Source organism: Gordonia effusa NBRC 100432 (assembly GCF_000241305.1).
In the GTDB taxonomy this organism is placed as follows: Bacteria; Actinomycetota; Actinomycetes; order Mycobacteriales; family Mycobacteriaceae; genus Gordonia; species Gordonia effusa.
The window spans coordinates 38,307-64,456 of the sequence record NZ_BAEH01000132.1 but is presented as its reverse complement, the minus strand read 5'-3'; the positions used below and the strand labels follow the sequence as shown (position 1 = coordinate 64,456).

The 26,150-nt window shown below is 62.9% G+C and carries 25 protein-coding genes; 11 read left to right on the top strand and 14 right to left on the bottom strand.

All coding sequences use genetic code 11. The features are described from left to right. Positions 1-104 precede the first annotated feature (104 nt). Positions 105-1,133, bottom strand: a complete 1,029-nt coding sequence (locus GOEFS_RS22020) for an ABC transporter substrate-binding protein (protein WP_007320168.1) — start codon at positions 1,131-1,133, stop codon at positions 105-107. A gap of 306 nt (positions 1,134-1,439) precedes the next feature. On the opposite strand from GOEFS_RS22020, the gene ctaD reads away from it, so the two are divergent. The 4 genes from ctaD to GOEFS_RS22000 are packed head-to-tail and all read left to right on the top strand — an operon-like array spanning position 1,440 to position 6,132. Continuing rightward, positions 1,440-3,140, top strand: coding sequence for an aa3-type cytochrome oxidase subunit I (ctaD, locus tag GOEFS_RS22015; protein ID WP_007320167.1), 1,701 nt, complete (start codon positions 1,440-1,442; stop codon positions 3,138-3,140). A gap of 25 nt (positions 3,141-3,165) precedes the next feature. Continuing rightward, positions 3,166-4,413: a phosphoserine phosphatase SerB gene (gene serB / locus GOEFS_RS22010; RefSeq protein WP_040525986.1), complete on the top strand. Its 1,248-nt coding sequence runs from the start codon at positions 3,166-3,168 to the stop codon at positions 4,411-4,413. A 6-nt stretch (positions 4,414-4,419) separates the two neighbouring features. After that, on the top strand, positions 4,420-5,394 hold the full coding sequence (locus GOEFS_RS22005; RefSeq protein WP_007320165.1) for a DUF4190 domain-containing protein: 975 nt from the start codon (positions 4,420-4,422) through the stop codon (positions 5,392-5,394). Then, positions 5,395-6,132 carry a peptidyl-tRNA hydrolase gene (locus tag GOEFS_RS22000; protein WP_007320164.1) on the top strand — a complete coding sequence of 246 codons (738 nt, stop codon included), beginning with the start codon at positions 5,395-5,397 and terminating at the stop codon, positions 6,130-6,132. It begins immediately after the preceding gene. A gap of 104 nt (positions 6,133-6,236) precedes the next feature. Here GOEFS_RS22000 and GOEFS_RS21995 read toward each other — a convergent pair whose 3' ends face one another. Further along, positions 6,237-7,262, bottom strand: coding sequence for an LLM class flavin-dependent oxidoreductase (locus GOEFS_RS21995; RefSeq protein ID WP_007320163.1), 1,026 nt, complete (start codon positions 7,260-7,262; stop codon positions 6,237-6,239). 113 nt (positions 7,263-7,375) lie between these two features. On the opposite strand from GOEFS_RS21995, the gene GOEFS_RS21990 reads away from it, so the two are divergent. Together GOEFS_RS21990 and GOEFS_RS21985 are read left to right on the top strand one after the other, a co-directional pair. Continuing rightward, on the top strand, positions 7,376-8,224 hold the full coding sequence (locus GOEFS_RS21990; RefSeq protein ID WP_007320162.1) for an ABC transporter ATP-binding protein: 849 nt from the start codon (positions 7,376-7,378) through the stop codon (positions 8,222-8,224). Positions 8,225-8,306: 82 nt separating this feature from the next. Then, entirely contained in the window at positions 8,307-9,122 is an 816-nt protein-coding gene (locus GOEFS_RS21985; RefSeq protein WP_040525983.1) for an NUDIX hydrolase, read from the top strand. A 31-nt stretch (positions 9,123-9,153) separates the two neighbouring features. Here GOEFS_RS21985 and ligD read toward each other — a convergent pair whose 3' ends face one another. From ligD to GOEFS_RS21945, 8 genes are read right to left on the bottom strand one after another with little or no spacing between them, the layout of a single operon-like run. Next, positions 9,154-10,116, bottom strand: a complete 963-nt coding sequence (ligD, locus tag GOEFS_RS21980; protein WP_007320160.1) for a non-homologous end-joining DNA ligase — start codon at positions 10,114-10,116, stop codon at positions 9,154-9,156. 23 nt (positions 10,117-10,139) lie between these two features. After that, positions 10,140-11,525: a cryptochrome/photolyase family protein gene (locus tag GOEFS_RS21975; RefSeq protein WP_007320159.1), complete on the bottom strand. Its 1,386-nt coding sequence runs from the start codon at positions 11,523-11,525 to the stop codon at positions 10,140-10,142. 4 nt (positions 11,526-11,529) lie between these two features. Next, entirely contained in the window at positions 11,530-12,264 is a 735-nt protein-coding gene (locus GOEFS_RS21970; RefSeq protein ID WP_007320158.1) for an anti-sigma factor, read from the bottom strand. Next, positions 12,257-12,871: an ECF RNA polymerase sigma factor SigK gene (gene sigK, locus GOEFS_RS21965; RefSeq protein ID WP_007320157.1), complete on the bottom strand. Its 615-nt coding sequence runs from the start codon at positions 12,869-12,871 to the stop codon at positions 12,257-12,259. Before sigK ends, GOEFS_RS21970 begins: the two co-directional genes overlap by 8 nt. 58 nt (positions 12,872-12,929) lie before the next feature. Then, positions 12,930-13,715 (bottom strand): DUF1295 domain-containing protein, encoded by a 786-nt coding sequence (locus tag GOEFS_RS21960; protein WP_007320156.1) that lies wholly within the window; start codon positions 13,713-13,715, stop codon positions 12,930-12,932. Next, positions 13,708-14,973 (bottom strand): class I SAM-dependent methyltransferase, encoded by a 1,266-nt coding sequence (locus GOEFS_RS21955; RefSeq protein ID WP_007320155.1) that lies wholly within the window; start codon positions 14,971-14,973, stop codon positions 13,708-13,710. Before GOEFS_RS21955 ends, GOEFS_RS21960 begins: the two co-directional genes overlap by 8 nt. Beyond that, positions 14,970-15,707 (bottom strand): DUF1365 domain-containing protein, encoded by a 738-nt coding sequence (locus GOEFS_RS21950; RefSeq protein ID WP_007320154.1) that lies wholly within the window; start codon positions 15,705-15,707, stop codon positions 14,970-14,972. Before GOEFS_RS21950 ends, GOEFS_RS21955 begins: the two co-directional genes overlap by 4 nt. Continuing rightward, the gene (locus GOEFS_RS21945; protein WP_083837401.1) at positions 15,704-17,020 is read right to left on the bottom strand and encodes an NAD(P)/FAD-dependent oxidoreductase; all 1,317 of its coding nucleotides are present in this window, start codon (positions 17,018-17,020) and stop codon (positions 15,704-15,706) included. Before GOEFS_RS21945 ends, GOEFS_RS21950 begins: the two co-directional genes overlap by 4 nt. A gap of 63 nt (positions 17,021-17,083) precedes the next feature. On the opposite strand from GOEFS_RS21945, the gene GOEFS_RS21940 reads away from it, so the two are divergent. The 3 genes from GOEFS_RS21940 to GOEFS_RS21930 are packed head-to-tail and all read left to right on the top strand — an operon-like array spanning position 17,084 to position 20,098. Next, the gene (locus GOEFS_RS21940) at positions 17,084-17,872 is read left to right on the top strand and encodes an enoyl-CoA hydratase/isomerase family protein (RefSeq protein ID WP_007320152.1); all 789 of its coding nucleotides are present in this window, start codon (positions 17,084-17,086) and stop codon (positions 17,870-17,872) included. A gap of 35 nt (positions 17,873-17,907) precedes the next feature. Beyond that, positions 17,908-18,882, top strand: coding sequence for a class I SAM-dependent methyltransferase (locus GOEFS_RS21935; RefSeq protein WP_040525951.1), 975 nt, complete (start codon positions 17,908-17,910; stop codon positions 18,880-18,882). Between the two features lie 10 nt (positions 18,883-18,892). Next, positions 18,893-20,098: a THUMP-like domain-containing protein gene (locus GOEFS_RS21930; protein ID WP_007320150.1), complete on the top strand. Its 1,206-nt coding sequence runs from the start codon at positions 18,893-18,895 to the stop codon at positions 20,096-20,098. Between the two features lie 135 nt (positions 20,099-20,233). Here GOEFS_RS21930 and GOEFS_RS21925 read toward each other — a convergent pair whose 3' ends face one another. Further along, positions 20,234-21,562, bottom strand: a complete 1,329-nt coding sequence (locus GOEFS_RS21925) for an outer membrane protein assembly factor BamB family protein (protein ID WP_007320148.1) — start codon at positions 21,560-21,562, stop codon at positions 20,234-20,236. Positions 21,563-21,735: 173 nt separating this feature from the next. Here GOEFS_RS21925 and GOEFS_RS21920 point away from each other — a divergent pair, with 173 nt between their 5' ends. Next, positions 21,736-22,488 (top strand): acyltransferase, encoded by a 753-nt coding sequence (locus GOEFS_RS21920; RefSeq protein ID WP_040525978.1) that lies wholly within the window; start codon positions 21,736-21,738, stop codon positions 22,486-22,488. An 82-nt stretch (positions 22,489-22,570) separates the two neighbouring features. On the opposite strand, the gene GOEFS_RS21915 is transcribed toward GOEFS_RS21920, so the two are convergent. Together GOEFS_RS21915 and GOEFS_RS21910 are read right to left on the bottom strand one after the other, a co-directional pair. After that, a complete protein-coding gene (locus GOEFS_RS21915) occupies positions 22,571-22,972 on the bottom strand; it encodes a GlcG/HbpS family heme-binding protein (RefSeq protein WP_007320146.1) in 402 nt (133 codons plus the stop codon). After that, positions 22,965-23,741: an SDR family oxidoreductase gene (locus GOEFS_RS21910; protein ID WP_007320145.1), complete on the bottom strand. Its 777-nt coding sequence runs from the start codon at positions 23,739-23,741 to the stop codon at positions 22,965-22,967. Before GOEFS_RS21910 ends, GOEFS_RS21915 begins: the two co-directional genes overlap by 8 nt. 667 nt (positions 23,742-24,408) lie before the next feature. Here GOEFS_RS21910 and GOEFS_RS21905 point away from each other — a divergent pair. After that, complete coding sequence (locus tag GOEFS_RS21905; RefSeq protein WP_007320144.1) at positions 24,409-25,425, top strand: hypothetical protein; 1,017 nt, start codon at positions 24,409-24,411, stop codon at positions 25,423-25,425. A gap of 395 nt (positions 25,426-25,820) precedes the next feature. Here GOEFS_RS21905 and GOEFS_RS23550 read toward each other — a convergent pair whose 3' ends face one another. Then, a complete protein-coding gene (locus GOEFS_RS23550) occupies positions 25,821-25,976 on the bottom strand; it encodes a hypothetical protein (protein ID WP_170323215.1) in 156 nt (51 codons plus the stop codon). Between the last annotated feature and the right edge of the window lie 174 nt (positions 25,977-26,150).

The following is a 26,150-nucleotide window of genomic DNA, read 5'->3' as shown; positions in this document are numbered from 1 at the left end:
GAGCCGACCCCGTTGGCGGACGTGGTACCCCACAGAAATTCGCGGGCACACGACAATTATTGACGCCAACCACGATCTAACTGTGGGCAGGCTTCGGCGCTCGGTCAGAACTGTGCCGAATTTCCGTCCAGCGAGCCTTTGATGTCATTGAGGACCAGCCACGCGGCAGCGAGCCCCGACGAGCGGTACCAGACGTCGTCGTTGACGATCATTACGCGTTTCCAGGTCGGGGCACCCATGTCGAGCCAGCGGTCGGACAACAGCACCTCTTTGCCGTGTGCGAGGCCAGCGTCACCCTGGAAACTGACCAGGATTAGGTCACCATCGGCGTTCTTGAATGTCTTGTCGGTCAGCGTGGACTGTTGGGGGCTACGCTGACCGGCCGGACGTGCGACTCCGACCAAGGACAAGATCTGGCCACCGAACGAGTCGGTACCCGCTATCGACTCCGAGTTAGCGCCGAACCGGACCAGCGACACCTCACTGTGCGGGGCGTCCATCCGCCGACCGGTCTTCTTAGCCTCGGTCTCGAATTCATCGAGTAGTCCGTCGCCGGCCTGGGTGCGCGCCAAAGCCGTTGCGACAGAACGGAAACGATCCTGCCACGGGCCGGGGGCGATGGATACGACCTTCGCGGAGCGGAACGCCTTCGCCGACGCCGCGGTATTCGGGGTAGTCAGCACGACGTCGGGTTTCGCAGCCGTGACCGCTGCGGCGTCGGGGGAGGCGCCGATGGCCGGTACGCCCGTGAGTTGTGGTCCGAGGTAGGTCGGGACTGAACCGGCGGGGGCCGTGACCGCCACGACTTTCGGTCCGATCCCCAGCCCGCAGACCGCGTCCAGCAGCGCGGGGTCGGTGACCACAATGCGCGCGACGTCGGATTTGCCGGCGTCGGGAGCTGTGGGTGCCAAACAGGTGCGCGCGAAGTCGCGATCGGCCGACACAACGTTGACGTCGGCGATTCGCGTCGTTGACGTCGAGATGAGTTTGCCGTCCGGCGTCGTCAACGGAGGTTCCTCTCCGCAGCCGCTCAGCACCCCGACGGCGACGACGCCGGCGAGTGCGATCCGCAGCGTAGTCCGGCCAGCCCGGGCAGGCCTGGCCTTATGACTAGGAGAAGAGGTGCGCAACACCCGATTACGCTAGCACTGCCCGCGAACTGTCCAGTCGTGGTGAGCGAACGGGCCGAGCCAAGCGACGAAGCGACCGCGCGGCGCGTCGCGGTCGCCCGACCGATAGGCCGCGACCGGCCAAAACTGCCCTCGACGCAATCAAATACGACAGTTCGTAGGACCCGCTCCGCTTTGTCCCCATGAAGGGTTTAGGATCAACCCATCGGGTGTGGACTGTCCGTGTGCGAGCCTGAGTTCGATAACGCACGCGCTGCGGGCCACGCCAGCAAGTTCGATACTGGGATTTGTGAACTTCAGGAGGATCTGTTGACTGCGGTAGACCAGCCCACCCCAAAGGTGGCAGTGGAGCGCCCGTTCCCGGAGCGCTACCAGCCGAAGGGGTCGTTCCTCTACAAGCTGTTGACCACTACCGATCACAAGTTGATCGGCATGATGTACATCGTCGCGTGTTTCGCGTTCTTCCTCATCGGCGGCCTGATGGCGCTGCTGATGCGCGGCGAACTCGCGCATCCGGGTTTGCAGTTCCTCTCGACCGAGCAGTTCAACCAGCTGTTCACCATGCACGGCACGGTCATGCTGCTGATGTACGCGACCCCGATTGTCATCGGCTTCGCCAACTTCGTGCTGCCGCTACAGATCGGTTCGCCCGACGTCGCGTTCCCGCGCCTGAACGCCTTCGGCTTCTGGCTGTTCGTCTTCGGTTCGACCATCGCTGTCTCCGGCTTCCTCACCCCCGGTGGCGCCGCTGACTTCGGCTGGACCGCCTACACTCCGCTGACCGACGCGATCCACTCACCTGGCGTCGGTGGCGACCTCTGGATCATGGGTCTGGCCGTCTCCGGTCTGGGCACCATCCTCGGTGCGGTCAACATGGTCACCACGGTGATCTGTTTGCGTGCACCCGGCATGACCATGTTCCGCATGCCGATCTTCACCTGGAACATCCTGATCACGTCGATCCTGATTCTCCTCGCGTTCCCGCTGTTGACCGCTGCCCTGATGGGCCTGGAGGTCGACCGTCAATTCGGAGCTCACCTCTACGACCCGGCTAACGGCGGCGTCCTGCTCTGGCAGCACCTGTTCTGGTTCTTCGGTCACCCTGAGGTGTACATCATCGCGCTGCCGTTCTTCGGCATCGTGTCCGAAGTGTTCCCGGTGTTCAGCCGTAAGCCGATCTTCGGTTACAACGGCCTGGTCTACGCGACCATCTCGATCGCGGCACTGTCGGTGGCAGTGTGGGCGCACCACATGTACGTGACCGGCGCAGTGTTGTTGCCGTTCTTCTCTTTCATGACATTCCTCATCGCGGTGCCAACCGGTGTGAAGTTCTTCAACTGGATAGGCACGATGTGGAAGGGGCACTTAACGTTTGAGACGCCGATGCTATTCGCGGTCGGCTTCATCGTGACCTTCCTCTTCGGTGGACTCACCGGTGTGTTGCTGGCCAGCCCGCCGCTGGACTTCCACCTCTCCGACTCGTATTTCGTCGTCGCGCACTTCCACTACGTGCTCTTCGGAACCATCGTGTTCGCGACTTATTCGGGTATCTACTTCTGGTTCCCGAAGATGACCGGACGCATGCTCGACGAGCGGCTGGGCAAGATTCACTTCTGGCTCACCTTCGTCGGTTTCCACCTCACCTTCCTGGTGCAGCACTGGCTGGGCAACGAGGGTATGCCGCGTCGTTACGCCGACTACCTGCCGTCGGACGGGTTCACCGAGCTGAACATGGTGTCGACCACCGGTGCGTTCATTCTGGGTCTTTCGACGTTGCCGTTCCTGTGGAACGTCTTCCGCAGCTATCGCTACGGCGAGGTCGTTACCGTCGACGACCCGTGGGGCTTCGGTAACTCGCTCGAATGGGCGACCAGTTGCCCGCCGCCGCGTCACAACTTCACCGAATTGCCCCGTATCCGGTCCGAGCGTCCGGCCTTCGAACTGCACTATCCGCATATGATCGAGCGGATGCGTGCCGAGGCGCATACCGGCCCCGGTGGCGGACACTAGTTCCGCGCAACTCACCGAACAAGTGGTGGCTAACTCAAGTACAGCTCCGTCCAACGTCCTCATCACCGTCAGCGGCCCCGACAAACCGGGTGTCACGTCGGCGCTGATGGGGGCGTTGGCGGCTGCGCAGGTCGAATTGCTCGACGTCGAGCAGGTCGTCATCCGCGGACGATTGATCCTCGGTGTGCTCGTGACCGGCGCCGACGATCCCGAAGAACTTCAAGACTCCGTCGAACAGGCGATGGCCGCAGGCGGGCATGTCAGCGCGGGAATCACCGTGCATGTCGAGGTCGGACACGATCCGAGCAATGGCAAACCGTCATCGCACGCGGTCGTTGTGCTCGGCAGCCCGGTCACCGCCCGCGCGTTCCGTGCGTTGGCCTCGGAGCTGGCCAGCCAGGGCGGCAATATCGACGCGATCCGCGGTATCGCCGACTATCCGGTGACCGGTCTGGAACTTTTGGTCAGCGTCGAATCCGACGATGCCGCTGGCGACGTCGCCCTTCGCAAGGGGCTGTCGGCAGTGGCAGCGAGACACGGTGTCGACGTCGCGGTTGAGCGCGCGGGCCTGCTGCGTCGGGCCAAGCGCCTCATCGTGTTCGACGTCGACTCGACCCTGATCCAGGGCGAAGTCATCGAAATGCTGGCGGCGAAGGCGGGCAAGGAGGCTGAGGTCGCAGCGGTAACCGAAGCTGCCATGCGCGGCGAGCTCGACTTCGAACAATCCCTGCACGAACGCGTGAAAGCCCTTGCCGGACTTGATGAATCGGTCGTCGACGACGTGGCAGCCGCGTTGCAACTGACGCCCGGTGCGCGGACCACTATCCGGACTCTGCATCGTCTCGGCTACCACTGCGGTGTGGTTAGCGGCGGTTTCCGTCAGGTCATCGACGGGCTTGCGCACGAGCTGGAGCTGGACTTTGTCCGTGCCAACAACCTGGAGATCGTCGACGGCAAGTTGACCGGCCGGGTGGTGGGTGAGGTAATCGACCGCGCTGCCAAGGCCCGTTCATTGCGGGCTTTCGCCGACCAGGTCGGTGTGCCGCTGGAACAAACTATCGCCGTAGGTGATGGCGCCAACGACATCGACATGCTGACCACGGCAGGTCTGGGCATCGCGTTCAACGCCAAGCCCGCGCTGCGGGAAATCGCCGATACCGCACTGAGCTACCCGTTCCTTGATGCCGTGCTGTTTATCCTTGGCGTGACCCGTCATGAGATCGAAGCAGCCGACGCCGTCGACGGCACCCTGCGCCGAGTTCCGCTAAGGTAAACCGCTATGTCACAACCACCGGGACCGTCGGGCTGGGATCCGAGCCAGCCGCCGGCCCAACCTGGATATCAACCGCAGCAGAATTACCCGCCGCAACAGGGATATTCGTCGCAGCCGGGTTATCAGCCGCAGCCCGATCCGGCGCAGGGCTATCCGTCCCAGCCGGGGTATCAACCGCAGGCCGGGTATCAGCAGCAATCGGGGCATCCAGAGCTGCCTGGATATCCACAGCAGCCGGGGTATCAACCGCAGGCCGGGTATCAGCAGCAGCCAGGCTATCCGCCGCCCGGGTCGCCGTATGGGCAACCACCCGCCGGGCCGGAGTCGAATACCACCAACGGCTTGGCCATCACCGCCCTGATCTTCGGTATCGTCCCGTTTTGCTTCGGGCTTCTCGGTGTGATCTTCGGCATCGTTGGACTGAACCAGATCAAGTCCAGGGGACAAAAGGGCCGTGGCCTGGCGATCGCCGGAATCACGTGTGGGTCACTGTGGTTGGTCGCGCTGGTCGTGTTCGGCGGCATTGCGGCCCTCAATGATGACAACAGCAGCACGAGTAGCGCCAACAGCAGCGCCACGACGAAGCCCGTTTTGCCGTCGTTTACATTCCCCCTTCCCAGTAACAGCCTGGACGTCAAGGTCGGCGACTGTCTGAAGGACCTGGACCTGTCGAAGAAGACCACCGACGGCCAGTCGAAAGTTACCGACCTCGACGTTGTGCCTTGTAGCACCCCGCATCTAGCCGAGGTGTATTACGAGACGACCCTGACCGGGACAAGCGCCCCGACCACGAGCGAGGCAGAGAAGAAATCGCAAGTGTGCCTCGATCAGTTGTCGGTGTACGCGCCCACGGCGTCCGACTCAGGTGTCGAGATTAGCTACCTGTATCCGATGGCGTCGTCGTGGAAATTAGGTGATCGCGACTTCAGCTGTGTCGCTACTTTCACGACGGCTAAAACGTCGTCGATCAGGGGTCGCTAGTTGGATTGGTTTGGCGACGCGTATCGGCGGTTGCACGACTACGTCGGCGGCGCCGATGACTACGACGATCCGGCTGACGTCCTCGCGATGGCGATGGTGTTGCGGATTGAGAAGATCGAACCACCCGCCAGAGTCGAGTTGCTGATCGCGGCCGCTAGAGCTGTCGCATTGCTGTGCCTCGATGAACGCAGCGGTGGGGATGGGCCGTGGGCGGCATCGATGGATGCTTGGTGCGACGCGCGGATCCGCAAGATCGCACGTCGAGCGCGTTCATCGCATTGGCAAGCAGCACAAGAGGTTTGGGGTGTGACGGCGTCGTGCGACGGCGCGCAGGCGCGAGCCTTCGTACCCGGGCGAGTCGGCGACGTCGATCCGCGGATCAAGCGGTTGCAGATCGGCGGTACCGAGGTGGAGGGCGAATTGCCTAAGGGGCCTTCGGGGGCAGCGGGCACGATGGTGCTGTGGATTAACCCGACATTGGAGATGACCGTCGGCAAAATGGCCGCCCAGGTGGGGCACGGCGCGATGCTCGGAGTGAAGTTGATGGACCTCCAACGGGCACGCGCGTGGTACGACGCTGGCTGTCCGATCGACGTGTGTTCCTCAGCCGAGTCGAAGTGGGCACAATTACTCGACGCCGATCGTCGGGGCGAGGCCATCGCAGTGCGTGATGCCGGGTTTACCGAAATAGCTCCGGGCTCGGTGACGGTCATCGCCGAGTGCCCCGACCTGCGGTGAAAATCGTCCGAATAGTTGGTCACCAAGGGCAGATTGCCCTTGCCGACGACCTATTCGGACGATTTTCGCGACGGCGGTAGGGCCGCACGACGTTGGCAACTCAGCTACGACGCCGCGGTTTTCCGGTCGAGACTGGAAGTTGACCCGTCGGCCGATGCCGGGGCGAGCGCCGTCACGGTGTTATGCCAAATGGCCCGATCGAGCGCGGTCGGCGCGATGATCAACTCGTCGGCGCCAGTATGCGCGGCGAACTCGTCGATGGCCGCGCGTGCGACGTCAACCGTGCCGACCGCGCTGAAGCGCATCATGTCAGCGATCGCCGCGCCGTTGGGGGTCGAGAGAAGGGCGTCGATCTCCTCGTCGCTATAGACACGGTCGGCCGGCAATTGCCGACGGACCCGGCTGCGGACGACCTTGCGGCGCTGGTTTTCGGCGACGTCGGCATCGTCGGCGACGATAGCGGTCATACCGGCGATGAGATATGGCTCCGCGAGTGCCTCCGACGGTCGGAACTCGTTGCGGTAGATAGCAATTGCTTGTTCAAGCGCTTGCGGGGCGAAATGCGATGCGAATGCGTACGGAAGCCCCAGTTGCGCGGCGAGCTGTGCGCCGAATAACGACGAACCGAGAATGTACAGTTCGACGTCGGTCGGCTGACCGGTCAGCGACGACACCCCCGGAATACGTGATTCACCGCGTAGATACGCCTGCAATTCGACGACGTCGCTGGGGAATCGTTCCGCGGATGCGACGTTGCGGCGGAGCGCCGCGAAAGTCTGTTGGTCGGTGCCGGGTGCCCGACCCAGGCCGAGATCGATCCGGCCGGGGTGCGCCGCGGCCAGGGTGGTGAACTGTTCGGCGATTGTCAACGGAGCGTGGTTCGGCAGCATCACACCGCCGGCGCCGAGCCGGATCGTCGAGGTCTGCGCGGCGACGATACCGGTGAGGACGGCGGGCGCCGCAGACGCGATGGTTGGCATATTGTGGTGTTCGGCATACCAAATGCGCTCGTAGCCAACAGCTTCGGCGTTCTGAGCCATTGTCACGCTGTGCGCGATACTGTCGGCGAGCGTTTCACCCGCGCTCAGATTGACGGGCGCGAGATCGAGGAGTGAGAGAGGTGCAGCCACGTCGATTCTCAACGATGACGAGCGTCGAATATTCCCGATACCCGGCCAATATGCCTGCGACACGACAATGCCCGATGCCGTAGGTCGACGCGGCGGTCGGGCGGCTCCATAGTATGGATGTCGTGACTATGGCCGACTCCTCCCAGTCCAATCCGGATCTCCTGATCGATTTGCGCGACGTGTCGGTGGTGCGCGAGGGACGTGCCCTCGTCGGGCCACTGTCGTGGCAGGTCGAACTCGATGAACGCTGGGTGATTCTCGGTCCGAACGGTGCGGGCAAAACGACGCTGCTCTCGATCGCCGCTGGCGGCCTGCACCCGACGTCGGGTAGTGCGCGCCTGCTCGATGAACGGTTGGGTTCAACCGAATTGCGTGAGTTATCCCTGCGAATCGGCGTGTCGAGTCCCGCGCTGGCGGCTCGGGTTCCCGACGATGAGATTGTCTGCGACGTCGTGATCTCGGCTGGTTATGCAGTGGTCGGGCGATGGCGGGAGCGCTATGACGACATCGACCGCTCGCAGGCAATCGACACACTCGAATCGATGGGTGCCGAGCACCTCGCTGATCGGCGGTTTGGCACGTTGTCGGAGGGGGAGCGCAAACGAGTCCTCATCGCGCGCGCATTGATGACTGACCCCGAACTGTTGCTCTTCGACGAGCCCGCCGCCGGACTTGACCTCGGTGGCCGAGAAGAGTTGGTCGAGCGGCTCGGGCGGCTCGCCCAGGACCCCGACGCGCCGGCCACCGTGTTGATCACCCACCACGTCGAGGAAATCCCGGAGGGGTTCACGCATGCGATGCTGCTCGCTGAGGGGAAAGTGGTCGCGCAGGGGCTACTCGACGACGTGCTCACCGCGCAGAATCTGTCCACCGCGTTCAGTCAGCGGATCGCCCTCGACCGCATCGACGGCCGCTTCTTCGCCCGACGTCAGCGTGCGGCAGGAGGACATCGCCGGGCGTAGGACGATCGAACACCGCACCCGAGCGTTCGCTAGGTCATCGCGTTGAGTAGCGTGCCTCACAGTGAGTGAAAGTGAGGCCCAGATGTCCGAGAATTCCGAGTCGACGGTTGCGCCGCTGAAAGCCGCCTCGACGGTGGTGCTGGTCCGCGACGGTGAGCAGGGCATCGAGGTGTTCTTGCAGCGCCGCGTCAAGCAGATGGCATTCGCGGGTGGGATGACGGTGTTCCCCGGCGGTGGCGTCGATCCACGCGACGGCGGCGCGGATATCGCGTGGTCGGGGCATGGAATCGATTGGTGGGCAACACAATTCGGCACCGACGAGGATGTTGCGCAGAAGCTGGTGTGCGCCGCGGTTCGGGAGACCTACGAAGAATGCGGTGTGCTCCTGGTCGGCACCGCCGACGGTTCACCGCTCGACGTGACTAGTTTGGCTCCGCAGCGCTCGTTGCTGGAAGATCGGACTCTGTCCCTTGCCGAGTTCCTGGCGGCGAATGATCTCACCCTGCGTGCCGATCTCCTTGTCCCGCTGGCACACTGGATTACGCCGAAGAATGAGAAACGTCGCTACGACACCCACTTCTTTCTCGCCGCACTGCCCGCAGGTCAGGTTGCCGATGATCGAACAACAGAGGTCGAGGAGGCATACTGGCGTTCTGCCGCTGGGGCCCTTGAGGATTGGGCGGCCGGGAAGTGTTTTCTGCTGCCCCCCACGTGGACTCAGTTGCGAGAACTGGCGAGATACTCCACGGTCGCGGATTTGCTTGCGGTGCAACGAATCATCGAGCCGATTGAGCCCGAGGTGCCGTCCGACGGCAACTTCGCAGGACTCGCGTTCACCGATTCCGTCGAGTATTTCGCATCGCTGTCCAGCCAGAACCGAGACGAGCTGAAGTTCTAGGGCGACGAAATCCGTTGTCGGCGAATCGACGTTACGATTGCGCGTCCTCGAGCGGAAGATCGTCGCGATCGGCCCAGTCCAGCAAGGTGTCGAGGCGATATGCGACGTCGTCGATCTGCGCATGTAAATCGCCGAGCTCGGCGTAGCGTGCCGGCATCGTCGCGATGGTGAAGTCATCGGGGGCGATATCGTCGATCTCGTTCCAGCGCAACGGAGCTGAGACGGTCGCGCGTGGGTTTCCTCGTACCGAGTATGCCGACGCCATCGTGTGATCGCGCGTGTTCTGGTTGTAATCCACGAAGACGGCCGCGGGGTCGCGATCTTTGCGCCACCAGGTGGTGGTGACCTCTGATGGAGCCCGGCGCTCGACCTCACGGGCGAATGCGAGGGCTGCCCGCCGCACCTGCGGGAATCCCCACTCCGGTGCGATACGTACGTAGATATGCAGCCCCCGGCCACCGGACGTCTTCGGGAAACCGCGCATCCCCAATTCGTCCAGGATCTCTTGCACCACGTGCGCGACCCGCTGGATGCGGTCAAACGAGCAGTCGGGCATCGGGTCGAGGTCGATCCGCCACTCGTCGGGCGCTTCGGGATCGAATCGCCGTGAGTTCCACGGGTGAAACTCGACGGTCGACATCTGCACCGCCCAGATGACACTGCCCAGCTCGGTTACGCACAGCTCATCGGCGGTGCGGCCGTAGCGCGGGAAGTAGATCTCGCAGGTTTCGATCCAATCCGGAGCGCCCGCGGGGAGCCGCTTCTGGTGCACCTTCTTCTCGGCGACGCCCTTGGGAAAGCGGTGCAGCATGCACGGTCGGTCGCGCAGCGCGCGCACTATTCCGTCGCCAACCGAAAGGTAGTAGTTGACGAGATCGAGTTTCGTCTCGCCGCGCTCCGGGAAGTAGATCCGGTCCGGACTGGAGACGCGAACCGCCTTGCCATCGACGTCGAGTTGGATCGGCTCGCCATGTGCGCCCACGACGTTGAGCATAGCCGGGACGGCGGGGGTGGCGGCTACAACTCGTCGTACCGGGCGAGCGCTTCGAGGCGCTGCGCGGCGTGGTCGACGATGGGGGCCGGGTAGTCCGCGCTATCGAATGACTCGGAATGCTTCCACGGTTGATGAACGGCTTTTCCCTTGATGCCGCGCAGTTCGGGTACCCAACGGCGGACATAGTCGCCGTTCGGGTCGAATCGTTCACCCTGGCCCGTCGGATTGAACACCCGGAAGTAGGGAGCCGCGTCGGTGCCGCAGCCGGCGGTCCACTGCCAGCCATGTTGATTCGACGCGAGATCGCCGTCAACGAGGTATGTCATGAAATGTCTTGCGCCCCACCACCACGGCAGATGGAGATCCTTGGTCAGGAAGGACGCGACGATCATCCGCACTCGGTTGTGCATCCAGCCTTCGGCGAGTAACTGACGCATCCCGGCATCGACGATGGGGTACCCGGTCCGGCCCGAGCACCAGGCCTCGAACGCCGCATCGGCGTGCGGTCCAGAGTCGTGGCGGAGGTTGTCGAATTTCTTGTTGTAGTTGTGCCGGGCAGTATCGGGGCGGCGATACAAGACGTCCGCGTAGAAGTCGCGCCAGGCCAGTTCACTGCGCAAGGTTCGGGCGTTTTCGTCACTGCGCGAACGTATGTCGTGCAGGATCGTCCGCGGATGTAGACACCCGAATTTGAGATAGGCCGACAACCGCGTAGTCGTGTCCAGATCGGGCCGGTCGCGCTCGTCGGAATATGAGTCGAGATCATCGTGCAGGTAAGCACGCCAACGCTTTTGGGCAGCTCGTTCGCCGGCCGCGAGTAGCTGGGGGCCATCGCTGCCGGGATCGCCGAATGCGGAATCGATTGCCACCCTGCCCGTTACATCGGTCGGGTCGAGCCACCGTACCGTGTTGGCGTCGGTGTGAGCGGGTGTGTGCCAACCGTGATCGAGCCACGCCCGCCGGAACGGCGTGAACACCTGGTAGGGATTCCCGGTCTTGTTGACGATGCGTCCCGGTGACACCGCGTACGGCGAGCCGGTGGCAATGAGTGGCACACCGGATCCGGTGGCACTCAACGCGTCCCGGACCGCCGAATCTCGTCCAGTGCCATAGGGGCCGAAGTCGGCGCTGATATGTACCGAGTCAGCATCGACCTGACGAACCAGCGCGGGTATCGCTTCCTCCGGCGGCCCACGCAGGATCAGCAGCCGTCCGTTGAGATCGTCGTTGAGCGCGTTCACACACCCGGCGAGAAAGGCCATTCGCGGCCCACCGGCGGTACGCAATAGAGCGTCGTCGAGTACGAACACCGCGATTGCCTCGGCGGTACGGTCAACCGCGGCGAGCAGCGGTGGCAGATCCGCGAGGCGAAGGTCGCGCCGGAACCACATGATGGCGGGACGGGTCATCGGCTCACTCCCGCAGCGGTACGGACACGACGACCTTCGTCGGTGCGGATGACCCGCCGGGTGGTTCGACGCTGACCGAGATCGCCGATGTCGCTTCGATATTCGGCACCGAGACCTGGGTCGACGGGGTAATCGCCGCGGCATCCATCACACCGAGGGATTTTGGTGCGCCGGCTCCCGGTATCTGCCACATCTGGTACGCCGACTGCGCCGCGGGTGCTGGGACGTCGTTGAGTACCACGACGGCGGAGTTCGCGCTGCGTGAATAGAGGACCGTCATCGTGCCGCCGCCGGGCACCGCGGCCGTCGACGTCCGCAAGTCGCGCGCCGACATCAGTTGTTCGGCCGCCGACGGTGGCGATGTGGGGGATTGGCCGAGCCGCGAGGCGATACCGATGCCGCCGAGCACCACCGCGACCACGGCAGCGGCGGCGGCCAACGCGACGTACAGCCGCCGACGCCGTGCGGTCAGGTCGGTGACCGTGCCGCCGACCGACGCCGGGGCGACCTCGGCCATCAGTGATTCGTAAGCGCGAGCGGGCGGGGCTAGCGCGAGAGTTGCCGAATGTGCGGCCAGCGTCTCCCGAACCTCGGTGACCACCGATTCGAATCGTCGGCGCACGTCGGGCGCCGCAGCCGCTAACGCGATCGAGATGTCGCGCCGCTCGGCGTCGTCCAGTGCGTCGAGAGCATAGACCTCGGCGAGGTCGACGAGTTCCTCAGAAGACAGCTCAGGCATCGTTGTTCACCCCCGACACACACTCGCGCAGTCGGCGTAGGCCGTCTCGGATCCTGGCCTTGACCGCTGAGAGCCCAAGGCCGAGGTCGGATGCCACCTCCCGATAGGTCCGGCTGTTGTAGTACGCCGATTCGACCGCCAGCCGTTGAGCGTCACTCAAGGTGTCCAGGCAGTCGACGACCACCGCTGAGTCGGAGCGGTGCACAACCGTATCGGCAACATCATCACGCGGCGGCATATACGTCGCCGCTGAGTAGGTGGCGTCCCGGGTGCCCGCCGACTGTTCCGCGCGCACACGATCGACGGCGCGCCGGTGTGCGATAGTCAGCAGCCAGGCCATCACCGAGCCGGTGGAGGAGTCGAAGGATCTGGCCGAGCGCCAGACGTTGAGATAGACCTCTTGCAGTACTTCTTCGCTATATCCCGGATCGCGCAGCACGCGCAGGACCAGGCCGTAGGTACGTGCGGATGTGCGGTGGTAGAAGTCGCTGAATGCGGCGGTGTCGCCGTCGCCGACGCGGACGAGCAGTGCGTCCAGTGTCGCGGTTTCGGCAGACGCCCGCTGATTCATCCGTGTCCCTTCGATCGCGTCCGCGCGGACCCGCATTCGCTGGCGCCCGGTTCTCTCGACGTGCTCGGTCCGGTCCGTCCTGGTCGCCATCATCTCAGACCTTGGGCGGCCACGGGATGAAAAAGCTTGTGCGGCGCTGGTATTCGGCGAATCCAGGGCGGTCGGCCATATGTTGTTCTAGTAAGCGAGCCCCGGTGCCGACGACGAGGAAATATGTCATCAATACCGGCGACACGATCATCAACACACCCGGCCACGTCGCGGCCGATATGCCGTAGATACCCCACCATACGCACGCGTCGCCGAAATAGTTGGGGTGACGTGTCCACGCCCACAGTCCACGATCCATCACCACACCGCGATTGCGCGGGTCGGATTTGAACCGGCGTAACTGCCAATCGCCGGTTGCTTCGACAACAAATCCGGTGACCGACAGCGCGGTGCCGATCGCGACCAGTAGCCAGCTGACGCCGCTGACCGGACCACTGACCGCAGCCACTTGCACCGGCAGCGAGATGACCCACTGCGCGAGCGCCTGAGTAAGGAAGATGCGAGTGATCACCGTGACCGGGCGTGCGCCACCATGACGTTCCAGTAGGGCCACATAGCGTGGATCTTCGCCCGCGCCAGCGCTTTTGAGCCACATATGCCACGACAGACGCAGCCCCCAGACGGACACGATTGCCGCGAGCAGGATTCGTCGGGTCAGATCGCCGTCGCCGGCGACCAATGCGACGAGCGCGACCGCGACCAGACCAACGCCCCAGGCGACGTCGACAACGTTGTACCGGCCGATCCGACGTCCGACAAGGTAGGTGACGGCTTGAACGAGGGCGAGTACGGCAGCCGACAAGGCGGCGACATAGAAGAAGTCAGACATGATGATCCTCTTCGGCGCGCAGGGTGAACTGTTCGACGTCGAGATAGTTCGACCGGAAACCCGCCTCGGAATAGGTGAGATAGAAATGCCACATCCGCACGAACACGTCGTCGCTGCCGGGTGGGAGAGACGACACCCCGACGGTGTCGAATCGGTGCCGCCACAGCATCAGTGTCTGTGCGTAATGCGCTGCCATGCTTAGGCGATCGACTACCCGCAGTCCTGCCGCTGCCGCGTTGTCGTCGATAGCGCGAGTCGAGGGGAGCAGGCCGCCCGGGAAGATGTACTTCTGAATCCAGGTGTGCGTGTTGCGGCTGGCCAGCATTCGATCGTGCGGCATCGTAATCGCTTGCAGGGCAACTCTTCCGCCGGGAGTGAGGAGGCGGCGAAGCGTGGCGAAGTATGTCGGCCAATAGGCGTAGCCGACGGCCTCGATCATCTCCACCGACACCACCGCGTCGTACTGCCCGGTCACATCGCGATAGTCGGTCAGCGTGATATCGACGCGGTCGGACAATCCGGCCGCCCGCACCTTCGCTTGCGCGGCCCGAAGCTGTTCGCTCGACAGCGTGACCGAGTGGACATGTGCGCCGCGGGCTGCCGCGCGCAAGGCCAATTCACCCCAGCCGGTACCGATTTCGAGTAATCGAGTTCCCCCGCCGACGCCGGCCTGGTCGAGCAGGCGATCGATCTTACGATGTTGCGCGGTGGCGAGATCATCCCATCGTGCGGCGTCGGGATTGTCGAATAGTGCGGCCGAATACGTCATAGTATCGTCGAGAAAGCTGGCGAAGAATTCGTTGGAGAGGTCGTAGTGGCGGGCAATATTGTTGCGCGAGTTGGCTATTGCCGGGTCGTCGGCATCAGGTGGTGAAGCCAGGTGCAATGTGCGTAGCCGTTGTAGCCAGCGTGGTACCGACGTCGAGATTACCCCAGCCAGCCGGGTCAAAACGTCGACGAGGTCGGGCGAATCCCATTCGCCGGCCATATAGGACTCGCCGAGTCCGATCAGTCCGTGTGTCCCCACGCGTCGGGCGAAGGCATCGGGGTCGGCGATCATCATCGTCGGGGCGTCGATATGTGATGGTGTGCCAGAGGCTAATTCGACGCAGATGCCCGCTCGGTCAGCGGCCCGCCGCAACAGCGCCATCGTTATTGGCGCGGCAAGGCGGGCGCGTAGGCCATGGGGCACCGCTGCCACATCCGGCCACGTGCGAGTGTCCACCGCTGGCGGTCGTAGGTGGAATTCCATCGTCATGAGTGTCTCCTCACTCGGCTGTTGGGTCGGGGGATGATCTGAAGTCCTTTGCGCCACAAGGTGATGCCCTGTAAGCGAATTCGCGCCGATACCACAATCGGGGCGAGTGGCGCGCGTAGCTGCGCGGTGAGTACGCCGCGCGTAGTCACCGCGGTTCGCGTGCCGCTGACCGCCGCGTGAAACGGCGGTCCGCTCGGCGGATACCAGGTGATATCGATTCGCAGGCGGTCGTCGGGCTCGGGTACCCGCATCGAGTAGCTGCCGCCGACGACGTTGAACGGGGAGACGTAGAACTCCTTGTCGACCTGTGCCCGGTCCTGATCATCGGGAACCACGGCGTAGCAATGCCGCCCGCCGTAGGTGTTATGTACTTCTGCGAGAACCGCATACAGTTGCCCGTCGCGGCGGTGGCACCAATACAGCGTGAGTGGATCGAAGACGTAGCCCAGCGTGCGGGCGTTGAGCAACGCGGTGACCGTCCCCGGTTGCGGGGTGATCCCGTGACGTTCGAGTTCGGCGTCAACTCTGTTCCGCAGGGTGTCGCGGCCATGCTCTGGCGGGCTCAGATGGTCGCGTGCGCGAAAGCTCGCGAAGGGCCGTAGCCACCGAGTGATCGGTGGGAGGTCATCGATATCGATGAACCAGGACAGGCTCCGGTAGCGGAATCGGTTGACAACCGGCGCGGTACGTCGGTGAGTGATCTCCGTGCGATACATCGCTGGGGTATGTGTCATCGGCGAGCCAGTGCTATCGGCGAATTCGACTTGGGTGTCCAGCGACCACCGAGTCGCTGCGCGGCCCGGAGCCCCGCGAGCGCACCGTCCTCGTGAAATCCCCATCCGCGATATGCTCCGGCGAAAGCGATTGTGCCTGAATCGATTTCGTCGAGCGCAGCGGCGGCGTCGACCGCCGCCGCGGTGTAGAGCGGGTGTTCGTAGGACATCTCGTCGATAACCATGGCCGGATCAACGAACTCGGATCCGTTGAGGGTCACCAACATTCGAGGGCCGCCAGCTGACAGGCGCATGAGACGGGTCACGTCGTAGGTGACAACGACGCCGTCGGGAGTCGCGCGATTCGACGGCGGTACTAGATAATTCCACGACGCGCGGGCATTCGCGGTTATCGGCAATACCGATTCGTCGGTGTGTAGCAATGCCCGGTTGGGCGAATAGGTGATGGCGCTCAACAGTTCTCGCTCACGAGAAGTCGGCTGGGCCAGTAGTCGTAACGCTTGATGCGGATGAGTGGCGACGACGGCCCCGTCGAACTCTTCGGATGAGCCGGCCTCGGTCGTCACGGTGACGCCACCGGATCGTCGAGTCAATGCCGCAACCGGAGTTCCGATGCGAACGTCAGGTAACTCGGCGGCGACCCGGTCCACGTAGCGCGCCGAGCCGCCGACGACGGTGCGCCAGGTCGGCGACCCGGTGATAGAGAGCATGCCGTGATGGTCGAGGAAGGTGAACAGATACCTCGCCGGATAGTCCAGCGCGTCGGCCGGATCGCAGGACCAGACCGCGGAGACCAGCGGGGTGATGAAGTAGTCGTGGAAGTCCGCATCGAATCCGACGTCGTCGAGGAAGCCGCGCAGTGATACCGGCATGGATTCCGGTTCGGCGAGTAGTCGTCGCGCGGCGCGGTGAAATCTGGGCACCTGGGTGAGTAGGCGCAGATATCTACGATTGCGCAGCGAACTCGATGAGGGGATCAGACCGCGGATACCTTTGCCGCCCGCATACTCCAGGCCGACGTCGGGAATGGCGACCGACATCGACATATCCGATTCGCGGGTTTGCACGCCGAGTTCGTCGAAGAGCCGAATGAGGGTGGGGTAGGTCCGCTGGTTGTGCACGATAAACCCGGTGTCGACCTGAACGGTCGTGGCGTTAGGTAGCGGCACATCGTGGGTGTGCGCGTGCCCGCCGAGCCGATTGTCGGCCTCGAAGAGGGTCACGTGGTCGTTGCGGGCCAGCACGTAGGCGGCCATCAGCCCGGAGATTCCGGAACCGATAACGGCGAAGCGTCGGGGACTGTCGGAGGACATCGGCATATGGGGTATTCGGAGCCGCGTCCAACCCGGATAGGTTGTGGCTTTAGGGTTGTAGGCATGCCTGAGTTCGTCACGCTAGAAGCCCATCCAGATCATCCCGGCGTCGGCACCATTTCGCTCAACCGACCGCCGATGAACGCGCTGAATCGCCAGGTGCAGACCGAATTGCAGGCTGCGGCCGAGGAAGCTTCGGTTCGGGACGACATCAAGGCGGTCGTGATCTACGGTGGGCCGAAGGTGCTCGCCGCGGGCGCCGACATCAAAGAGATGACTGACATGTCCTATGCGGATATGGCCAAGGTCGCCGGTCGGTTGCAGCGCGCGTTGGGGTCGATCGCCGATATCCCCAAGCCGACCGTCGCCGCGATCACCGGATATGCGCTTGGCGGCGGGTTAGAGGTTGCTCTCGGTGCGGATCGTCGGATCGCCGGTGACAACGCCAAACTCGGTGTCCCCGAGATTCTGCTCGGCGTGATCCCGGGCGGGGGCGGCACGCAGCGGTTGGCTCGACTGATCGGCCCGTCGAAGGCTAAGGACCTTGTGTTTACCGGCCGCTTCGTCGGGGCGGAGGAAGCGCTGGCCATCGGTTTGGTCGACGAGGTGGTTGCTCCCGACGATGTTTACGACGCCGCTGTGAAGTGGGCCGCGCAGTTCGAAAATGGCGCATCGGTGGCATTGCGTGCGGCGAAGGCGGCGATCGACCAGGGGATTGAAGTTGATCTGGCCTCCGGCCTAGCCATCGAAGAACATGTCTTCGCCGGTCTGTTCGCCACGGAGGACCGGAAGATCGGAATGGATTCGTTCATCGAGAACGGTCCAGGTAAGGCTCGATTTACCGGCAAGTAAGATTGCCACACGTTCTACAACCGGAAGCGAAACCCATGACTGCGAATCTCACGCCATCCTCTGATCCCAAGCCGAATCCCCACGCGACTGAAGAAGAGGTGGCCGCTGCGCTCAAGGACACCAAACTCGCCCAGGTGCTCTACCACGACTGGGAGGCGGAGACCTACGACGAGAAGTGGTCGATCTCCTACGACGAGCGTTGCATCGACTATGCGCGTGGCCGCTTCGATGCGATCGCGGGCGACGAGAAGCTGCCTTATGGTCGGGCGATGGAGTTGGGCTGCGGCACCGGTTTCTTCCTGCTCAACCTCATGCAGTCGGGTGTCGCGGAGAAGGGGTCGGTCACCGACCTTTCGCCGGGCATGGTCAAAGTCGCGCTGCGTAATGCCGAGGGTCTGGGCCTCGACGTCGACGGTCGCGTCGCCGATGCCGAGAAGATCCCGTACGACGACAACACCTTCGACCTCGTCGTCGGCCACGCGGTGCTGCACCACATTCCCGACGTCGAGAAGTCGCTGCGCGAAGTGCTACGGGTACTCAAGCCGGGCGGGCGATTCGTCTTCGCCGGTGAGCCGTCGACCATCGGTGACTTCTACGCCCGCTGGATTTCCCGTGCCACCTGGTTCGCGACCACTAACATCACCAAGCTGGGGCCGCTGCAGAGCTGGCGTCGGCCGCAGGCTGAGTTGGATGAATCGTCGCGCGCGGCCGCGCTGGAAGCCGTAGTCGATATTCATACCTTCGACCCCGACGATCTGGCGGGTATCGCCCGGTCGGCCGGTGCGGTCGAAGTGAAGACCGCGACCGAAGAACTGGCGGCGGCATTCCTGGGCTGGCCGGTGCGCACCTTCGAGGCGGCTGTTCCGCCGGAGAAACTGGGCTGGGGTTGGGGACGTTTCGCGTTCGGCGGCTGGAAGCGCCTGAGCTGGCTCGACGAGAACGTGCTGCGCAAGGTCGTGCCGCCGAAGTTCTTCTACAACGTCATGGTGACCGGGGTTAAGGCCGGGTAGGCCCTGGCCCGTGAGCTACCAGTTCACACTCGACGACGTCGCCTTTCTGACGTCGCGGCTTGGCGCGAAAGCGCTGGAAAATGTATCGGCACTTGAGCTTTCGCCGACGTCGATGATCGCCGATGTCGATGAGGTGAAAAGCCGCTACTCGCAACACGAGGCCGCGCTTATCGAGACGGTGCGGTGCCGACGTCGCGCGCGGGCGAAATTGCGTGACGTCGACGAGTTGCTGCTTACCGATGACGCCGCCCAGCAAGCAACGCCGACGTCGGTCGCTGCGCTACGTGCCGCGGAAATCGGCTCGCGGTTCGCGGGAGCGATCGTCGCAGACGTCACGTGTTCGATCGGTGCGGAACTTCGCGAACTCGTTGCTGCCGAAGGTATTTCGGCGGTTGTGGGTAGCGACATCGACCCGGTGCGATTGTCGATAGCCCGGCATAACGTACCCGGCGCGACCCTCCTGCGCGCCGATGCGCTGACCCCGACGTCGCGTGCCGACGTCGTGATCGCAGACCCGGCGCGTCGTATTGGTGGCTCACGAACCTTTCGGTTGGAAGATCTGCAGCCGTCGTTGCTCGGGCTACTGACCACATATGGCGGTCAGCCGCTGCTGGTGAAATCGGCGCCCGGCATCGACTATCTGGCGCTGCGGGCGCGCTTCGGATTCGAGGGGCAGGTGCAGATCACGTCGCTCGATGGCGGTGTGCGCGAGGCGTGTCTGTGGAACGACGTTGCAGCCGAAGGTGTTGCGGCGCAACGTGCGACGGTGCTGCGGACACAGACGGACGGCTCCGTACGCGTCGAGGAGGTCACGTCGGCCGACCCCGATGACTCCGATGTGCGCGACGTCGGTGAGTGGATCATCGACCCCGACGGCGCGGTGGTGCGAGCCGGTCTGGTGCGTCATTACGCGGCGCGGCACGGCCTTTGGCAGCTTGATCCCCAGATCGCATATCTGTCGGGCGACTCGGTCCCGTTGGGGCAGAGGGGCTTTCGAGTTATTGAACAGGTCGGCGTCGCAGAGCGGGCGTTGCGCACGGCGCTCGCAACATTGGACTGCGGGACGCTGGAGATCTTGGTCCGCGGGCTCGATGTAGACCCGGATAAGTTGCGAAAGAAGCTCAAGCTCAAGGGTTCTCGCGCGCTGACATTGGTGCTGACCAGGATTGGCAAACAGGGCGTCGGATTTATCTGCGAGCCCGGAGTCCGGTCTTAAGGAGACTTCGGATTCCAAGAATCTGGATATAGTCTGCGCGAAGAGGGCAAACTGCCCCTGGCACACCGACTATTTCCAGAATTCGACGGACCTGATAGACCTCATGGACCCGACCGGCAGCCCCGGACAGTGGCTCTACTCGAACTCAGCCTTGCTGTCGAAGAAGTAGACCTTGCCGATATTGGTCGCAACCGCGATCTGTCCCTTCGGCGACACTGCGACGCCGGTCGCGAAGCCGACCGAATCCGGAAGGGAGAGAGTGCGTTTGGTCTTTCCATCGGTTGACGACACCTCGACCAGCGACAGCGAATCCTTACCCGCATCGCGCACGACCGTCCATGCGGTCTTCGCCTCCGTCAGCGTCGACAGGCTCACCGATTTGAGGTCGTCGCGCTGCCACACCTGCTCGGCATGGTCGCCGGCATCGTGGAGCATCCGCAGCGGTGCGCCGACGACACCGGCCGGAATGATGTCGCCGCTCGGCGAGACTGTCATCGTGCCGAAGCCGTAGCCGCCGTTTTCGAAGCGCCACTTCACTTTTCCGGTGTCGGCGTGCAGCGCGTAGATCTGTCCCAATCGACTGTAGGTATAGACGGTCTTGCCGTCCGCCGAGAGCGTTGCCGGTCCGACGACGCCACCGGGAATGTCGGCATGCCAGGCTTCGCGGACGGTGCGCTTTCCGTCGACCACCGAGTAATCCAGTGCCCGAATCTGGGACGCGATCGTCCCTTCGGGCCAAAAGTTGATGAACATCCGCTCGGCGTTCATATCCACCGCTGCCGGAGCTGGAATGGCGCAGCGCGGCCCGTTGGTGACGCAATCACCGAAGCCGTAGGTGCCGTCCTCGGGATGAATATCCGAACGTAACCGCACCTCCGGCGCGGCAAACGTGTTGGTCTGGGTGTTAAGCAGAAGGATCTGCCCCTGCGTCGTCGCCACTAACACGACGCCCGGCGCGACGAACTTGGACGAAAGCGGGACGCCGATCACCGGCATCCGCCAGCGGATCGAACCGCCGGCGTTGAATGCGAGGAACGTGGTGGACTCACCGACATACGGCTGGTCGAATTGATCGACAAGCAGCGAGTTGACGGCGATACCGTCCCGCATGCGTTTGCAGAAGTTCTTGCGTCCGGAGTTCGGATCGAGCACGAAGAGGTTACATCCGCTCGGTGTCGTGGCGGTGACTCCGACGTTGGACTGATTCGACAGCGTGATCGGTGCGGTGATCGGGCCGCCAGTCGGCCGCGACCATCGCAATGCGAGGTCGTCGGGAACGCTCGGATACGCATAATTGGAGTTCGCCGCATTGCCGCCGAAGCTTGACCATCCCGGGCTAGCCACCGAGCGAACGTCGATGTGGCCGTCGGAGCAGGAAACCAGGGCGGTCGCGGTCACCGCGACGGTGGCGACTCCGACGGCGACCCGAACTGCACCGGATAGTCGGCGGACCACTGCACGCATCTGTTCTCCTCGCTGACTCGACGCCGTTGGTCTGGCATCAACGCATGTGAGCCTATCGTGTGCCCGCGCACCGCCGACCGACCACGGGTACGCCCATTCGGCGCGCCGATGTGGGGCGATAAAATCGCATGGCTATCCGATGCGGATTGCGTAGTGCGATGGGAGATCAATCGATGACGACGATGTGGAACGCGTCCTATAAGTCGCGCTGGCGGGCGGGCCGCCGACGTGACCCGATGCAGGCGCGTTTCCTGACTCGCGACTCACTGCGCTGGGTGCTTTCCAATCGTGCGTACACGCCCTGGTACCTGGTGCGTTACTACCGGCTCTTCCGCTTCCGGGCGGCCAATCCGCATATCGTGCTGCGCGGCATGGTCTTTCTAGGACGCAACGTCGAGATCCATGCGACGCCCGAGTTGGCGCGGATGGAGATCGGTCGATGGGTGCATATCGGCGATGGCAATTCGCTACGCGCACACGAGGGTTCGATGCGTATCGGCGACAAGGTGGTCTTCGGCGCGAACAACGTCGTCAACTCCTATCTCGATCTGGAAATCGGTGCGTCGACACTGGTCGCCGACTGGTGCTACATCTGCGACTTCGACCACAAGATGGACAATATCGAGATGCCTATCAAAGACCAGGGGATCGTCAAGGGGCCGGTGCGGATTGGCGCCGATACCTGGGTTGCGGCGAAGGTGTCGGTGTTGCGTAATACGACCGTCGGCCGCGGTTGCGTCCTCGGCTCCCATGCCGTTGTGAAAGGCGTCATCCCGGACTATTCGATTGCGGTCGGCGCCCCGGCCCGCGTCGTGAAGAATCGGCTCGACGATTGGCATGCGAATGCCGCCCAGCGCGCGGAACTAGAGCGCGCGCTGGCCGACATCGAACGTAAGAAGGCCGCTGCGGAAGCCGAGGAGCGGTGAGACCGACTTTCCAACGCCGTTCAGTCAGATAAGACGGCGACGTCGGGGGTGCTCTCCGAAGAGCTGACCGCCAGTTCGTAACTCAGGCCGCGACACAGGTACGAGCGAGTGCCGCGTCCTGTTCAGGCGTGCCACCTGATGCACCCAGGCCTCCGATGAGCGCACCGTCTTTGTCGAATAGTGGCACGCCGCCACCCATCAGGAGGAGTCCGGGGGAGTGGATGTGATCGAAATGCGGTGCTGGAGAGCCGATCTCGATCGGCGATGCGAGCGCCTCGGTCGGAGCCTGGAACATAACCGCGGTGCGCGCTTTCGCCTGTGCCAACTCGTTCGAGGCCAGCCACGCGCCATCCATCCGGGCGAAGGCGACCAGATTGGCTCCGGTGTCGAATACCGCGAACACAGCGTTGAGCCCGTCGGCCCGGGCCGCGGCGATACCGCGAGCGATTAGGCTCTCGGCGTGATCGAGGGTGATTTCAGGCATTCTGCGTCCACTCCGTGTCCTGCCACTGTTTTGCGGCGTCGATGGTCGCGAGAGGGCGCATGGTTCGGTAGAGGTGCTCATCCGCCGGAATGATCTCGACCATCGCATCGATCATTTCCTGCGGGTCGGCCTGGTCCGCGAGGCTGTCGCCGAAATCAGGCATTGGCACAACCGCCTTATCGGCGTCGTACCACTGGACGTAGCTCTCGGCCCCGGTGTCGTTAAACCCGGTGCCGAAGACCCCGGGATTCACGGTTGCCACCTGAATGCCGTGGGGGCTTAGTTCTGCCTTCATCGATCCAGCGATTGCTTCGATGGCGTGCTTGGTAGCGCAATAGGCTCCGAGGAACGGAACTACCAGTATCCCGCCCATGGATGAGGTCCAGACAACTTTTCCGGACTTCTTCTCCACCATCTTGGGGACGATCGCCTGCGCTAGCTCCAGATGACCGAACACATTGATCTCGAACGATTCCCGTACACGCCTTAGTGGGATGTCCACCATCGAGCCTCCCTCCATGACTCCGGCGTTCAGAACCAGGACGTCGGGCTCATACGTCGCGGCGTGCGCGATGTCGATCTCGTCGAGGAGGTTCAGCTTTATGACCTCGACCTCAACTCCCGCTGCTGCGGCATCGGCGCGAAGACTTCGCACCTGTGGCCAGGTCTCGGCGGTAGCCACCACCTTGTGTCCGAGTCGTGCGAGTTCAAGCGCGGTGCCTCGGCCAAATCCGGAGCTCGCTCCGGTGATCAAGATGCTCTTAGACATGGTTTCCTTCCGGTAATAATGGATGCATCGATAGGACTGATGTGTCAGTATAGTATTTCACGAGGCTGGCGACCGGAGGAGGGTGATTCATAAGTTCCTTGACGCAGACGACGGCTAACGGTCCGTTCCTGCTCGTGTCGCGCGCGGAGCAGAGCTACCTCACCCTTCGAGCTGACTATTTTGATATGTGAACAACGTGGTGAAATCGGCTCGGCACGCGCGTCCATTTTGCGCGGCGGGTGTTGATGCACAGACTTCGTCAAACGAGCGCCTTTTTCGCCCGAGCGGTAATTGATTAGTGCCACACTGCTGGCTCGATTTTGCGGGCGTCATTAATCTGTGCGCGACGAGTGCAATTCGCAAATACTCGACTGCTGAAAATGGTTGACATATGTCAAATCGGCCATCCGGTATTCGTGATCGTGCGATTGGTTAACCCCAATAGGTGGCACTACCACGGTCTTCTGTGACCACTTGGCGAAAGCGGCATTTGGACATATGTCCCGCTGGCTATGCTCGAATGGGAAGTCGAAGGCCGCCGCTACCAATTGGATGAATCCGACGTATCTCGGACTCTGGAAGAGCGTGCCCGTTTCGCAATATTTGAGCGTTTTGTCTGATCTAATTGGTAGTGTCACTGATGAAAATTTAGAGACTAGGAATTCTCATGAAAAGGCTTCTTACCCTGTTGGCTGCGCTATGTTGCGGGGCGCTATTCCTTGCGGGCTGCGGATCGTCCGACAATGACACCGATGTGGCATCTGAGTCGTCGTCCGTCAAGAAGGCGCGAGTGGTGGTGTACGGCGATCCAAGCAAGCCCGATCCCAAGGTGAAAGGTTGGGACACGAGCGGCAATCCGATCAACGGTGGGCCTGTCGGAGCCGATGGCTCTACTGGTAATAACCTGACACGCGACTATTGCTCGGCCAATCAAGATCCAGCCTGTCCTGCCGGCTCGTTTGTCGGTCCACACGTCAAATATCACTCCAAGCACGGTGGGTGGGATGACAGTGGAAAGCCGGTAAATGGTGGGCCGGTTGGCGCTGATGGCTCAACTAACAACAATTTGACACAGGAGTACTGCGCGAAGAATCAGGATCCGGGCTGTCCAAAGGGTAGCTACGTCGCGGCGAACGCGATCAAAGATCCCAAAGGTGGGCCAGGCTATGTCAAATGCGAGGGCACGATCTGCACTAACCCTAATCACGGCGCCGGTGGCGACCGGGGTAGTTGGGATGCCGATGGCAAGCCTGTCAATGGTGGGCCAGCTGGAGCAGACGGGTCAACGGGCAGCAATCTCACTCGCGAATACTGCGCGAAAAACCAGAATCCGGCCTGCCCGGCAGGCAGTTTCGTCGCACCTAACGCGGTCAAAGACCCGAAAGGTGGGTCGGGCTTTGTGAAGTGCGAGGGCACGGTCTGTACGAATCCGAATCACGGGGCTGGCGGCACGCCGGGTGTTTGGGATGCGGATGGTCAGCCCGCGAACGGTGGACCGAGCGGAGCTGACGGCTCAACGGGCAACAACTTGAGTCAGGACTACTGCGCGACGAATCAAGACCCGGCGTGCCCGGCAGGCAGTTACACGGCCGATGAATCACAGGGAGCGCCGCCGACAACGGACAATAGCGATGACACCGGAGACCAGTCGGATCCGACCACCGACGATGACGGGCCCAACTGAGTGCCGTTCGCCCGACAACGCTGAAGTGGTCAGTGAACTGACCGACCAATCGACGGGTCGATCTGGCGAGACCTGATACGAACGGTGCACCCACTTAATGAGTGGGTGCACCGTCGTCGGGCAGGCGCGGGCGGGGTGCCAGTCTTAGGGTTGCTAGTGGCACGCGCTGATTGCGCGACGGTCCACCGGATACGCGGTAGGCAATGCGTCGGCCGAGATCCCGTAAATCGCGAGTGCATCAGCCGGTGAGTGGGTGTAACGCGCCGGTGGCGAATTCCCGCCAGCTTAAATCGAGTATCGGATCAGAGGATGCGACCAATATCGGGTAACAACGGTAACAACTTTACCAATTTCCTCCCGATGGTGGACCGCTTCTTTAAATGAGAAGTAGGGGCCTAGGTATTGATGTCGAACATCAGATGGTGCTCGTCGTCGTTGGTCTCGAGAATCATCTTCCACTGCCCTGTCGGAGGTGTTAAGCGCTGTGCCAAACCCGCCGAATTCGCGAGCCGCGTCTTCGAATATGTCTGCGACAACCCGGGGTGCGTCACGCTTTCGAGGTGACCGAATGTGTCATCTCGTTGGGACGCGATTCGGCGTCGTTTACTTCCCGCGTCGGCGGAACGAAGCGCCGTTGTTATGAATGTCGACGTTGGCGGACTGATCGGTCAGTGCGCAGCTCGTGAGTCTGCCCATATTCTCGCTTGGCCCCGCGACAACGGTCG

Coding starts and splice junctions, on each gene's coding strand:
- GOEFS_RS22005 (WP_007320165.1), top strand. CDS start 4,420: ATGTCACAACCACCGGGACCGTCGGGCTGGGATCCGAGCCAGCCGCCG.
- GOEFS_RS21990 (WP_007320162.1), top strand. CDS start 7,376: ATGGATGTCGTGACTATGGCCGACTCCTCCCAGTCCAATCCGGATCTC.
- GOEFS_RS21985 (WP_040525983.1), top strand. CDS start 8,307: ATGTCCGAGAATTCCGAGTCGACGGTTGCGCCGCTGAAAGCCGCCTCG.
- ligD (WP_007320160.1), bottom strand. CDS start 10,116: ATGCTCAACGTCGTGGGCGCACATGGCGAGCCGATCCAACTCGACGTC.
- GOEFS_RS21975 (WP_007320159.1), bottom strand. CDS start 11,525: ATGACCCGTCCCGCCATCATGTGGTTCCGGCGCGACCTTCGCCTCGCG.
- GOEFS_RS21970 (WP_007320158.1), bottom strand. CDS start 12,264: ATGCCTGAGCTGTCTTCTGAGGAACTCGTCGACCTCGCCGAGGTCTAT.
- sigK (WP_007320157.1), bottom strand. CDS start 12,871: ATGCGGGTCCGCGCGGACGCGATCGAAGGGACACGGATGAATCAGCGG.
- GOEFS_RS21960 (WP_007320156.1), bottom strand. CDS start 13,715: ATGTCTGACTTCTTCTATGTCGCCGCCTTGTCGGCTGCCGTACTCGCC.
- GOEFS_RS21955 (WP_007320155.1), bottom strand. CDS start 14,973: ATGACGATGGAATTCCACCTACGACCGCCAGCGGTGGACACTCGCACG.
- GOEFS_RS21950 (WP_007320154.1), bottom strand. CDS start 15,707: ATGACACATACCCCAGCGATGTATCGCACGGAGATCACTCACCGACGT.
- GOEFS_RS21945 (WP_083837401.1), bottom strand. CDS start 17,020: ATGTCCTCCGACAGTCCCCGACGCTTCGCCGTTATCGGTTCCGGAATC.
- GOEFS_RS21940 (WP_007320152.1), top strand. CDS start 17,084: ATGCCTGAGTTCGTCACGCTAGAAGCCCATCCAGATCATCCCGGCGTC.
- GOEFS_RS21935 (WP_040525951.1), top strand. CDS start 17,908: ATGACTGCGAATCTCACGCCATCCTCTGATCCCAAGCCGAATCCCCAC.
- GOEFS_RS21925 (WP_007320148.1), bottom strand. CDS start 21,562: ATGCGTGCAGTGGTCCGCCGACTATCCGGTGCAGTTCGGGTCGCCGTC.
- GOEFS_RS21920 (WP_040525978.1), top strand. CDS start 21,736: ATGACGACGATGTGGAACGCGTCCTATAAGTCGCGCTGGCGGGCGGGC.
- GOEFS_RS21915 (WP_007320146.1), bottom strand. CDS start 22,972: ATGCCTGAAATCACCCTCGATCACGCCGAGAGCCTAATCGCTCGCGGT.
- GOEFS_RS21910 (WP_007320145.1), bottom strand. CDS start 23,741: ATGTCTAAGAGCATCTTGATCACCGGAGCGAGCTCCGGATTTGGCCGA.
- GOEFS_RS21905 (WP_007320144.1), top strand. CDS start 24,409: ATGAAAAGGCTTCTTACCCTGTTGGCTGCGCTATGTTGCGGGGCGCTA.